This window comes from Klebsiella oxytoca NBRC 105695 (assembly GCF_001598695.1).
In the GTDB taxonomy this organism is placed as follows: Bacteria; Pseudomonadota; Gammaproteobacteria; order Enterobacterales; family Enterobacteriaceae; genus Klebsiella; species Klebsiella oxytoca.
In genome coordinates, this window is sequence record NZ_BCZK01000016.1 from 42,231 (window position 1) to 54,119 (window position 11,889).

General features: G+C 53.8%; 12 protein-coding genes. 3 read left to right on the forward strand and 9 right to left on the reverse strand.

What is annotated here, in order from left to right; all coding sequences use genetic code 11:
- Positions 1 to 29: 29 nt before the first annotated feature.
- The 3 genes from KO1_RS22545 to KO1_RS22555 form a co-directional block, all read right to left on the reverse strand.
- Complete coding sequence (locus tag KO1_RS22545; RefSeq protein ID WP_004117262.1) at positions 30 to 569, reverse strand: fimbrial protein; 540 nt, start codon at positions 567 to 569, stop codon at positions 30 to 32.
- 622 nt (positions 570 to 1,191) lie between these two features.
- On the reverse strand, positions 1,192 to 1,881 hold the full coding sequence (locus KO1_RS22550; protein WP_004109445.1) for an LrgB family protein: 690 nt from the start codon (positions 1,879 to 1,881) through the stop codon (positions 1,192 to 1,194).
- A complete protein-coding gene (locus KO1_RS22555; protein WP_004109448.1) occupies positions 1,874 to 2,284 on the reverse strand; it encodes a CidA/LrgA family protein in 411 nt (136 codons plus the stop codon). The genes KO1_RS22550 and KO1_RS22555 overlap by 8 nt, the downstream gene beginning before the upstream one ends.
- Positions 2,285 to 2,387: 103 nt before the next feature.
- On the opposite strand from KO1_RS22555, the gene KO1_RS22560 reads away from it, so the two are divergent.
- Positions 2,388 to 3,269: a LysR family transcriptional regulator gene (locus tag KO1_RS22560; RefSeq protein WP_004109465.1), complete on the forward strand. Its 882-nt coding sequence runs from the start codon at positions 2,388 to 2,390 to the stop codon at positions 3,267 to 3,269.
- Between the two features lie 123 nt (positions 3,270 to 3,392).
- Here the strand turns inward: KO1_RS22560 and KO1_RS22565 are convergent, their stop codons facing one another.
- From KO1_RS22565 to soxR, 4 genes are all read right to left on the reverse strand, one after another.
- Positions 3,393 to 5,039: a Na+/H+ antiporter gene (locus KO1_RS22565; protein WP_004109468.1), complete on the reverse strand. Its 1,647-nt coding sequence runs from the start codon at positions 5,037 to 5,039 to the stop codon at positions 3,393 to 3,395.
- A gap of 146 nt (positions 5,040 to 5,185) precedes the next feature.
- Positions 5,186 to 6,535: an NCS2 family permease gene (locus KO1_RS22570; protein WP_004109470.1), complete on the reverse strand. Its 1,350-nt coding sequence runs from the start codon at positions 6,533 to 6,535 to the stop codon at positions 5,186 to 5,188.
- Positions 6,536 to 6,923: 388 nt separating this feature from the next.
- Positions 6,924 to 7,592 (reverse strand): glutathione S-transferase family protein, encoded by a 669-nt coding sequence (locus KO1_RS22575; RefSeq protein WP_004109473.1) that lies wholly within the window; start codon positions 7,590 to 7,592, stop codon positions 6,924 to 6,926.
- A gap of 258 nt (positions 7,593 to 7,850) precedes the next feature.
- Entirely contained in the window at positions 7,851 to 8,309 is a 459-nt protein-coding gene (gene soxR, locus KO1_RS22580) for a redox-sensitive transcriptional activator SoxR (protein ID WP_004109476.1), read from the reverse strand.
- Between the two features lie 84 nt (positions 8,310 to 8,393).
- Here soxR and soxS point away from each other — a divergent pair, with 84 nt between their 5' ends.
- Entirely contained in the window at positions 8,394 to 8,723 is a 330-nt protein-coding gene (gene soxS / locus KO1_RS22585; RefSeq protein ID WP_004109478.1) for a superoxide response transcriptional regulator SoxS, read from the forward strand.
- Here the strand turns inward: soxS and pdeC are convergent.
- Positions 8,708 to 10,312 carry a cyclic di-3',5'-guanosine monophosphate phosphodiesterase PdeC gene (gene pdeC / locus KO1_RS22590; RefSeq protein ID WP_004109480.1) on the reverse strand — a complete coding sequence of 535 codons (1,605 nt, stop codon included), beginning with the start codon at positions 10,310 to 10,312 and terminating at the stop codon, positions 8,708 to 8,710. The two genes, soxS and pdeC, sit on opposite strands and share 16 nt — an antisense overlap.
- A gap of 541 nt (positions 10,313 to 10,853) precedes the next feature.
- On the opposite strand from pdeC, the gene KO1_RS22595 reads away from it, so the two are divergent.
- The gene (locus KO1_RS22595) at positions 10,854 to 11,135 is read left to right on the forward strand and encodes a YjcB family protein (protein ID WP_004109483.1); all 282 of its coding nucleotides are present in this window, start codon (positions 10,854 to 10,856) and stop codon (positions 11,133 to 11,135) included.
- A 290-nt stretch (positions 11,136 to 11,425) separates the two neighbouring features.
- On the opposite strand, the gene iraM is transcribed toward KO1_RS22595, so the two are convergent.
- Positions 11,426 to 11,815 (reverse strand): anti-adapter protein IraM, encoded by a 390-nt coding sequence (iraM, locus tag KO1_RS22600; RefSeq protein WP_024273599.1) that lies wholly within the window; start codon positions 11,813 to 11,815, stop codon positions 11,426 to 11,428.
- Positions 11,816 to 11,889: the final 74 nt, after the last annotated feature.

Below are 11,889 nucleotides of genomic sequence, written 5' to 3' on the forward strand. Positions count from 1 at the left end.
CTTTCCCTTGGTATTTATCAGCGTCTGAATTAATAGTACGTAACGTTGTAGGTTACCGTTGTCTGAACGGCGCCTTTAGTCGGTTCAGCACTGCCTGCTTTCGCCATTTTTACGGTGAAAGGAATGGTCGCAGCGCCGGAGGAAATATCCACATCGGCGCCTTCAGTATTATTTTTAAGCAGCGCACCCTGGTTATCAAAAATAGCTACGGCAACGCCCGTCGCAGGCGATGCGGAAGCCTGGTTCTTAAAGTAATCGCTATTAGTTTCATCGGCTTCACCGCCAAAGGTGACTCTGGCCTTAGCGTTACCGCCATCAGCCACTTTCGGGCAACCGGTCAGGGTGAAAGAAAAATTCTTGGCCGCGCCATAAGTATTCGCCTTCAGATCCGCGACGGAGGAAGTCCCCATCTCAATGGATGAGACGCCGTTATCGATAGTGGCTGTACAGGTAGTATCAGAGACCGTGCCGGTAAAAGTAATGGTGTTATCCGCCTGCGCCATTGTCACCAGTGAGCAGCCCGCAGAGAAGGCGACTATTTTAGCCAGAGTTATTGCATTCATTTTCATTGGTATTCTCCTGTTTATTAAGATTAACAATCAGTCCATCAATTGTTTATGGCACTCTATTAGAGAAGGGAAACAGGCATCAACTCAATCTATAAGTTATATCAGCGCTTAGGGAAATAAACTGCCTGCTTACAATATTATTTTAAATATTGAAGCAAAAGCTCAAGCTCCACATGAATCCATTCAATAATAAAAGCTCACCTCAATAAGATATCCAAAAACAAGATTACCCTCAATAACTAATGAAGAATAATCCTAAAATCATAAATGAGATTAACCTATAAGATAAAGACATGATTTAAAAATAAACAAATAAAAACAACAGATTGCAAAAACCACTCATTCATACTGCAAATAAATATAGTGATTTATATTTGTGAATCAAGTTAAAATGAGGCAATTTTGAAACATTTAGTTACACTTAAACGTAAAATAAGTGAGATTAACATCGGCGGATAAACTTCATCTACTTTTACATGACTTCATGTTTTCAACGATTCAAGTGCTGATTATATTGGTTGAGGTATATCAAATATGAAATGACAACTGAAATAAATATTGATGATATATATTTTTTCTGTGGTCTATTTCCTTGCGGAGGATAAACCACAGAAAATAATAGTCAGAACATTGCCCAGCGCACCAGCGGCGCGGCCAATACCATCACAACGCCGGAAAGCATCATCACCAGGCTGGCGACGACGCCCTCCTGCGGCCCCAGTTCATAAGATCGCGCGGTACCGGCGCCGTGGGATGCCGCGCCGAAACCCGCTCCTTTAGCCATCCCTTCGCGAATAGAAAGACGCAGAAACAGCACATCACCCACCGCCATGCCGAATACCCCGGTGACCACGACAAACAGGGCGACTAAATCAGGCTGACCGCCCAGCGGTTTAGCTGCCGCCAGCGCAAAGGGCGTGGTCACCGAACGTACCGCCAGGCTACGCTGGATCTCATCGGGCAAGGTAAACAGTCGCGCCAGCCACACCGAACTGGTCACCGCAACAACCGACGCGGTCGTTACTCCGGCCGTCAGCGACATCCAGTGGCGTTTAATAATCGCCAGATTGTCATACACCGGCACGGCGAAAGCGATAGTCGCCGGGCCCAGCAGCCATAGCAGCCAGTGGGCCTCCCCCATATAGCTTTGATAAGAGATATGGCCGAATACCAGCATCATCACCAGCAGGATCGGGGTGAAAACCAGCGGCATCAGGGGCAGTTTATGGAAGCGGCGATAAAGCCGTTTATTGGCAAAATAGAGCCCCAGCGTGATAAGAAGACACAGGACGCTCAGCTGGAAATCACTCATGTTTCATCCTGCTGACTTCATAGCGATACACTTTATCAACCACCCATGCCGTCGCGCCCAGCACCATCATGGTACTTAAGCCAATCACCAGAAAGATGCGCCAGCCCTCCACCATCAGCAGTTGCGCGTAGTTGACGACCGCCACTACCGCCGGCACGAAGAACAGCAGCATCTCGGCCAGCAGCCAGCGGGCGCCGGCGCGTACCCAGTTTAAAGGGATCACCCGGCAGACTATCAGCGTCAACATCATCAGCATGCCGACAAGGTTCGCCGGAAGCGGCAGGTGCAGCCAGTTAACAAAATAGTCAGCGCAGACGAACAGTCCGGCGTAGATCAGTACCTGAACAGGTACCTGAAGACGTTGCATAACGAAGGGCGTCACGCGAGCTGGCGCAAAGGCCATGAGCGGTATTCCTGAAAAAGAAGACAGGCGAGCAGTATAGAGAGCCGCCGGGCCCGGCAGAAATGAATTAAAATCATCACAGGTATAGTCTCAGGGAATAATTATGGATATCCGAACGCTGCGCTATTTTGTCGAAGTGGTGCGCCAGCAAAGCTTTACCCGCGCAGCGGAGAAGTTGTTCGTCACGCAGCCGACCATCAGTAAGATGCTCAAGAATCTGGAAGATGAGCTGAACTGCACGCTGCTGATCCGCGACGGTCGTCGGCTGCTGCTGACCGATACCGGTCGGGTAGTTTTCGAGCGCGGACAGGCCATCCTTGGTGAATTTCATCAGCTGGAGTCGGAGCTAAGCGATATTAATCATCTGCATAAGGGCGTACTGCGTCTCGGCATTCCGCCGATGGTCGGGATGTTGATGGCCGAACCGATTAGCCGCTTTCGCCAGCGCTATGCGGGTGTGGAATTGAAAATCTCCGAATTCGGCGGGCTGACCGTGCAGCAGGCGGTAAGCAACGGTGAACTGGATTTAGCCATGACCGCGCTTCCCGTTGATGAGGCCAGCGGCTTAACCACGCTCTCGCTGTTCAGCCATCCGCTCTGCGTGCTGACGCCGAGAACGGCGCAGTGGGAAGGCATCAGTTCGTTGTCGCCGGAAGCGCTCGCCGCACATCCGCTGGTGATCTACAACGAGGATTTTGCCCTCAGCCAGCAGCTGATGCGGCTATTTACTCAGCATGAAGTTAAGCCGCGTATCGCCGTGCGCAGCGGACAGTGGGATTTTCTGGCCGCGATGGTACAGGCCGGAATTGGCGTCGCGATTTTACCGGAGCCGATTTGCCAGCGCCTCGACCCGCAGAGCTTTTGCTGGATACTGTTACAAAGCGCTCTACGCTGGGAACTGGGAATGATTTGGCGGGAAGGCGTGTACATGTCGCACAGCGCGCGGGCGTGGCTGGAGTGCAGTAAGGCGTTCTGGCTGAAGTAAGATGCCGAAAGCGGCACGCTTAACCGCGGCGTCAACGCCTTATCCGGGCTACAGATTCCCAATCGTCTGAGGGGCGGTAGCCCGGACAAGGCGACTCAGGCGCCGTCGCGGACGAGTACGGTGTTACTGATCCTCGATAAGCAGCGCTTCCAGCAGGTCGAGATCGTGCAGCAGCTTCTGCAGCGTCTCGTTACTGATCTGCCGGGTGGCGCGCAGATGGTACAGCTCCCCGCGTTCAGAACGCAGCGCCGCCAGACGGAACCGGCGCTCGAGGCTCTCTTCCAGCATCGAGGTTTCCACATCGTTACGCCCATCAACGCGACGGCGCAGGTTACCAATTACCCGCGAGCTGACCTCAGTCAGCAGCTGATTATCGATGTTTTCTTTGGTATCCGCCGCCAGACGCTCTTCCATTTTCTGAATCGCGACAATCGCCACATCCGCCGTTGCCGCCCGCGCCAGGCGCTCCTCTTTGCGCTGCTGTACATGGTCGGTCGACTCGATATGGCGCAGCAGAATCGGCAGCACAATCACGCCGACAAACAGAGAGAACAGAATCACCCCGGCGGCAAGGAATACCAGCTCATAGCGCGCCGGGAAGACGTTGCCGTCCGGCAGCAGCAGAGGAATCGACAGCACACCAGCAAGGGTAATGGCCCCGCGAACGCCAGCGACGGAGGAGATCAGCAGCTCGCGCGTGGTCCAGGAGCCGAACTCCATCGGTTTCTTTTTCAGGAAACGCTGGCTCAGCTTGCGCATCGTCCACAGCCAGCCAAAACGCACCAGCATCAGGGCGGCATAAATCAGGATGATATCGGTAAACAACATCCAGGTTTCGACGTTGGGATCCGCCTCTGCGGCCACCAGCGAGCTGGAGAGAATATCCGGCAGCTGCAGGCCCAACAGCAGGAACACCATGCCGTTAAACACGAACTCCAGCATCGCCCAGGTGCTGTTGGCGCGCAGGCGCATCGCCAGCGGCGCGCTGCGCATCACGCCGGAACGGGTGATGGTCATCCCCGCCGCGACTGCCGCCAGGATGCCGGAAAAGCCGATGTGTTCAGCGATCAGGTAAGAGGCGAACGGCAGCAGGAACAGCAGCACAATTTGCGTTGCCGGTTCATCGCCGCCCCAGCGGCTAAGGAAGCGCATTGAACGCCCGTACAGCCAGCTGACCACAAAGCCCGCGAGAATACCGCCGACCGCCACCTTGAAGAACTCCACCGTCGCGCCGCCGACGGTAAAGACCATCGTGCCCATCGCCACCGCAACGGCAAACTTCAGGGAGACCAGGCCGGACGCATCGTTCATCAGCGCTTCGCCCTGCAAAATTCCCATAATTTTTTTCGGAATACGCCCTTCGCCGACGATGCCGGACAGCGCGACGGCATCCGTTGGCGACAGGACGGCCGCGAGGGCAAAAGCCGGAATCAGCGGGATACCGGGAACGATCCAGTAGATGAGATAGCCAATACCGACCACCGTCACCACCACTAACGCCAGCGCCAGACCGAAGATTTCTCGCCCATGCTCAATAAACTCGCGGGTCGGCGTCTTCCAGCCATCGGCAAATAGCAGCGGCGGGATGAACAGAACCAGAAAGAGTTCAGGATCGAATTCAACATGCAATCCGAAGGTAGGCCAGGCCAACAGCGCGCCGATGGCGATTTGGATTAAAGGTAGTGGAACCTGAAAGGGCAGTACGCGTGTAACCACCCCGGAGAGAGAGACCACGAGGGTCATGATGAGTATGGTAAAGAATATTTCCATGTGTTCCCTGTTTGCTGCGTTTTCTTTTTTACATCTGAGGCGTCATGTCTCGGCATAATACGCTACTCAGATTAACGCAAAAGGAAACAGGATGTGGCTTAAAAATTAAACGGGCGGCCAAAGCCGCCCGCCGTTAGCAGGAAAAGTTAAATCGCCCAACCGCCAGCATAGAAGATGACCAGCGCCGCGGCGATAATCACCGTCCCCAGGTTCAGCTTACGCCATTCGCCGGATACCAGACGGCCAATCACCAGCGCCGCAAAACCAATCATGATGCCGGTAACGATGTTACAGGTCAGCACGATAAAGACCGCGGTGATGAGCCCCGCCATCGCATCAACAAAGTCGTTGAAATCGATTTTCGCCACGTTGCTCAGCATCAGCAGGCCGACGTACATCAGCGCCGGCGCGGTAGCATAAGCCGGAACCAGATAGGAGAGCGGAGAGAGGAACAGGATCAGCAGGAACAGCACGCCGACGGTCACTGCGGTCAGGCCGGTTTTACCGCCCGCCGCCGTACCGGCAGCAGACTCGATATACACTGCCGCCGGCGCCGCCCCGACCAGGCCGGAGAAGACGCTGCTCAGGGAGTCGGTGGTCAGCGCTTTGCCGCCGTTGATAATCTGCCCGTCTTTATCCAGCAGGTTCGCCTGACCGGCCACCGCGCGGATCGTGCCGGTGGCGTCAAACACCGCGGTCATCACCAGCGCAAGCACGCTTGGCAGCACGACCGGGTTGAGCGCGCCCACGATATCCAGGCTGCCGATCAGCGAGTTGCCTTTATCGTCGCTCAGCGACGGCATGGCGAAGATACCGGAGAAGTGAACGTTAGGATCGAAGATCAGGCCGATAATCGAAACGCCGATAATCGTCAGCAGGATACCGCCCGGCACTTTCAGTTTTTCGAGGCCAATAATCACTGCCAGCCCGACCAGCGACATAATCACCGGGAAACTGTCAAAATTACCCAGCGCCACCGGCAGACCGTCCAGCGGGTTTTTGATCACCAGACCAACGCCGTTGGCGGCAATCAGCAGCAGGAACAGACCGATACCAATCCCCGTGCCGTGCGCAACGCCCTGCGGCAAGTTACGCAGGATCCAGCTACGAATGCCGGTTGCGGAGATGACGGTAAACAGTACGCCCATCAGGAAGACCGCGCCCAGCGCGACCGGAATGCTGATCTGTTGGCCCAGCACCAGGCTAAAAGCGGTAAAAGCGGTCAGCGAGATGGCGCAGCCAATCGCCAGCGGCAGGTTCGCCCACAGCCCCATCACCAGCGAGCCGACGCCGGCAACCAGACAGGTGGAAACAAATACCGCAGCTGGCGGAAAACCCGCTTTGCCGAGCATCCCCGGCACCACGATGACGGAGTAGACCATCGCCAGGAAGGTGGTAAGACCGGCAACGATTTCCTGACGCACGGTACTGCCGCGAGCAGAAATTTTAAACCAGGCGTCTAATGAACCGCCGGTACGCGCTGAAGGCGTAGACATAGAAAACTTCCCCTGAGAATTTTTATCGTTCGTCTGGATGCGAGGTGGACCATCCACTGCCAGTTAAACGCGATCTCCTTGTGCTACATCGCAGCGCCAGGGGCTGTGAAAAGCAAACGTTTAACTCCGCGCATACAATACGGTGTGAAGAATGACTTTGCTCCCCCCTGTCAGCAGAGGAAATGATGAGCAAAATAAAAAGGCAAACGATTATCCAGCCTTTAGACGGGCCTTTTCAACAGAAGTTTGTCGGATTTAGCTAAATTTCGCTTATGACGTTCATGAAATAACCAGCCGATGCGCAAACGTTATCGTCCATGCGCAATCCGGTAACATTTTTGTATTGCGCTGATAGCAATTTTCCCCTGTCATCGGCTTTAGTAATGGTTCATTCGCCGGGTAAGGTAAATGGGCCGCCACGCTCAATCGCCTTCTGCCATGCCGGACGCTGCTCAACCCGCTGAACCCACTGCGTCAGATGCGGTAAATCCCCCACCCCGCCGCGCGCCAGCAGCGCCATTGCCGGAAAGCTCATCTGAATATCAGCCATACTCAGCTCAGCGCCGGCAAACCAGCGCTGGCGAGAAAGGTGCGATTCAATAAAGCGGGCATGGGTCTCAACCTGTCGGTTAAGCCAGGCCTTTTGTACCCCTTTGCCTAATGCATTGCCCAGCGTGCGTATGCCAAACGGCACCGGGGGCTTGCCCAGGCTGGAAAACACCAGCTTCATCAGCAGCAGGGGCATCAGCGAACCCTCGGCATAGTGCAGCCAAAAGCGGTATTGCAGTTTATCTTCCACCGACTCAGGCTTTAAGCGCCTGGCGCTATCATAGGTTTCCTGTAAATACTCCAGAATGGCGCCGGACTCCGCCAGAATATGGCCGTTATCTTCAACGACCGGCGATTTCCCCAACGGATGAACGCTTTTTAACTCCGCTGGCGCGAGCATATCCTTTCCCCGCTGATAAGAGACAACCTGATAAGGCAGCTGCAACTCTTCCAGCGCCCATAATACGCGCTGCGATCGTGACTGATTGAGATGATGTACCGTTAACATGGGCCTCTCCCGCTGTTTGTTCAAATTAACTATAGGAACAGGCAGCGAATGACGGGAATTTTTCGGCAACCTGAGGCGGCAAAATCAGAGAAAAGAGCCACACTTAAGTTGTCGGCGCAAACCGGAACCTCCATCAACATATTGCGCAATACTGAGGTGAGCCGACGTCGGGGGAAACCCTCCTGCGTACCAGCGGGATAGTGCGAAAGACCAAGACCGGAAAACAACTAAAGCGCCCTGTTGTGGCGCTTTAGTTTTTTAATCCTCTTCCAGCAGCCGTGCGCCGGTCCCCTCTTCTCCCAGCTTATCGCCCGGGTTGCGTAACGGACAGTCGCGGCGCGACAGACAGCCGCAGCCGATGCAGCCATCAAGCTGATCGCGCAGCGCGGTCAGGGTGTGAATCCGTCGGTCCAGCTCCTCCCGCCACTGGGACGACAGCATCTTCCACTCTTTGGCGCTGAGGTTATGCCCTTCCGGCAGTACGCCAAATGCATCACCGATAGTGGCCAGCGGAATACCAATGCGTTGCGCAATCTTAATGATCGCCACCGCACGCAGGACGTCGCGCCGGTAGCGCCGCTGATTGCCCGCGTTGCGCTGGCTGTGGATCAGCCCTTTGCTTTCATAAAAGTGCAGCGCGGAGACGGCCACGCCGGTTCGTTTTGCCACTTCGCCGGGAGTCAGCAGCATTTTGATGCGGGGAGATTTCTTTTCCATAAAGCGCTTTACCTCAAGTTAACTTGAGGAATTATACTCGCCCGCAGACAAAACGACGAATCGAGAATTGAGAGAGGCCGCTTTATGTCCCATCAGGATATTATCCAAACGCTTATTGAATGGATTGATGAACATATCGATCAACCACTTAACATTGATGTAGTCGCCAGAAAATCGGGATACTCAAAATGGTATCTCCAGCGGATGTTCCGCTCCGTGATGCATCAAACGCTAGGTGATTACATTCGCCAGCGCCGTCTGCTGCTCGCTGCGGAAGCGCTAAGAACCACCCAGCGCCCTATTTTTGATATCGCGATGGATCTCGGCTACGTATCGCAGCAGACTTTCTCACGGGTGTTCCGCCGCGAATTCGACCGTACGCCTACCGACTATCGCCATCAGATTTCCGCCTGATAACGTTGTTGCCAGGGGCAGAGGCTGGTGCGGTCGTTAGCCAGCCACTGCATATACTCCTGCGGCGGCATCGCTTTCGCAAAGAGCCAGCCCTGGCAATATTGCACGCCCCGCTTTTGTAGCCAGGCGACCTGCTCTGCCGTTTCCACGCCTTCAGCGACGATCTTTAAATGCAGACTGTTCGCCATCTGGATGATATGTTCGGCAATCAGGTGGCTGGTGGTGTTGTTTGACAGCGTATCGACAAAAGATTTATCAATCTTGAGGATATCGACGTTGAGCGCATGGAGATTGTTCAGATTGGAGTAGCCGGTGCCGAAGTCATCGATAGCGATTTCATATCCCGCGTCGCGAAAAGCCTGAATCACCGGCGTCGTTTTCGGGACGTCAATAAACCCGCGTTCGGTCACTTCGATTTTTATTTGTTCCGCCTTGATGGCGTAGCGCCGGACCTTCTCATTGATATGCTCAATCAAGCGCGCGGATTGAAAATCAGCAGCCGAGAGATTAATCGCTACGTACAGGTGCGGATGCCGCGCCAGAAATTCGCCGAGATCGGAAAATACCTCATCGATGACATAGTCGGTAACCTGGGCGATCATCCCTTCGTTTTCCGCCAGCGGAATAAACTCCGCCGGACTCATCACCGGGCCATCAAACCCCGGCCAGCGCAATAACGCTTCGGTACCAACGCAGCGGTGATTTTTAATATCGATAATCGGTTGATAGTGCAGGCACAGCTGGCGACGGCTTAACGCGCGCTGCAGCATATTACGCGGAGAGTGGTACTGCTGCCGCGTGCGCGACCACACCAGTAACAGCAACACGCTGCAAATCAGCCCCAGCGGCAGAGTCAGCGTCACCTGATTATAAAAATTCTGGTAATAGCTGACGCGCGAGGTGGACATGATGACGGCAATCGGGCGAACGGTGGAATGGGCGATGGCATAAACGCGGCCATCCTGCTGAAAGAGCGCCTCTTCAGCGCGAATCAGATGACGTAATTCCTCAGGGTCGGCGTTCTTGCTGACGGAAAAAAAATGGTTCGTTTTGGTATCAAACACGCCCCAGGCGAGATTGCTGTCACTGGATATCAGCGCGCTGAACGAGAGCGGATTAATCACCACCACATAGTGGCCGCGCTGCAGATAGTTCATCGCATAGCCAGGGTAGAAAGGCGTTTCGCGGTAGTAGTAAATCGCGATATCCGGCTTTTTGGTATAGGTTGCGGCCGGAATTTGCCACCCCATCTCGCGGCGTACCGCAGTGGAGCAGAAAAAATGGCTGCCGTTGGCGTAGATTAAGTCGTCGATATAGAGCAGACCGCGTACAATGCCGAGCAGATATTGCTGATGATACGGCGAACACACTTCTCCCTGATACAAACGGGCCTTATCGCGCGCTTCGTCAGCTTCTCGAATAACCAACTCCGTTTTTTGTAGCGCCAGCCGAGAAAACAGCCGCAGCTGATCGGCGGTTTCCGCTTTGGCGCGGATTTGCGCAAACCACAATGCCAGCACCACCGGTAGCAGAATGACCAGCACGATGCCAACAATTCTCAACGCCTTGTGTGGCGCGCTACGACTCATTTACGCTTTTTATCCATGCGATACGCCTTAATCAAGGTGAAAGGCCCCGATGATTCCTCTTACTGTGATATGAATCAGGGTATCTCAGCAACCCACGCTTTGACGTAAAAACCTCATGACTATGAATGATGAATAATACTTGCTAATGCAAGACGTGAGAAACATTCTCAACATAATGAGATTAGCCCCACTATCTAATTCGGTTTATCCGTATAATTCGCCGGAATATGTAATAAAATCCGCAGAACCTAAACCTTATTAAAAAAGAAATGCGCTCGACTATCGCTTATAATCGACCTTCGCAATGAAAGCTCTCCCTCCCCCCTTATTAACCACGAACTTTGCAGGGTCAATGAGCGCAAGAAAACTCCCATTTTGGACTGGTGAATAAAAGAACAAATGTGATATAGTTCACATTAGCTGATGAAACAAAAACGTTGTTTCATTACGTTCTTGTTTGCCTGAAGATAGCCAGAGCATCGCATCACCGTCAGTCTCGCCAGGTTGTCAAAGGCTTCCAAATTTCGTTGAGGATAGGTTGATGGCTTCCATTACTACCAGTGTCGTACTTTTGCGCTGGCCGCTCGTGAGCGCAGTGCTGATGTTTCTGGCCAGCTCGTTGAACATTCAGCTGCGTAAAAGTGATTATGCCGGTTTAGCGGTAATCTGTAGCTGTATTGGCCTGGCCGCGGCCTGCTGGTTTGCCACCGGTCTGTTGGGCATTACGCTGCTGGACGTGGCGAAAATCTGGGGCAATATCAAGGACGTGATGATTGAAGTCATGAGCCAGACTCCGCCTGAATGGCCGATGATGATGACCTGATTTCGGGCCGCCTTATCCGGGCGGCCACGCCCACACCATCGTGAATGCCCGCACTGGCGAAGCGCCGTTAGCGAAAATCCCCGGTCCGCACTGTGCATAGCCGGGCGACAGGGCCAACAAAAGGGTAGCCCGGAGGACAGGGACTACGTGCCGCCTCCGGGATGATGCGTCTCTTCTGGCCACCAGAGAAGAGTAAGACCTTAATCACCGGGAACCTGCTGCACTCTCCCCCCTTTGTGACAATACATCACCTGCATGAACAACAACAATGGCCAGATACGGGTCAGGTTTTACCGTATCTGCTGGCCCAGATCGTGCTGCCCCGACGGCAGCCCCGGTACTGCACGTGGAAAGTCGTTTGGGCAGCGTTTTATGGCGCAGAGCGCCTGGTAACGGCAGGAGTCTGCCGTCGTGGCGGTAGAATGATAAGGACAGGAAGGCCGCTCCCGCAGCTTCTCCCACTGCGCTTCATCGTATCGCGTGATGTTATAAACTTTTACCGCATGATATTGCTCGTTGATTAACACGCTCGATGAGTAGAGTTTTATCGACTCTCCCGGCAGTAATAAAATGTCGGCATCATACCACAGAATAAACTTTAAAAACCGCAGGCTGGAAATTGAGGAAAAAGCTACCCCGGAATGCGGGCAGACAAGAGTATTATGAATAGTCCATTTCATTTTCTATCCTTGCGTGCATTGCTGATTAATGACTCTATATATTGATAGCATTCATCATAGATAACCGCAAGGCG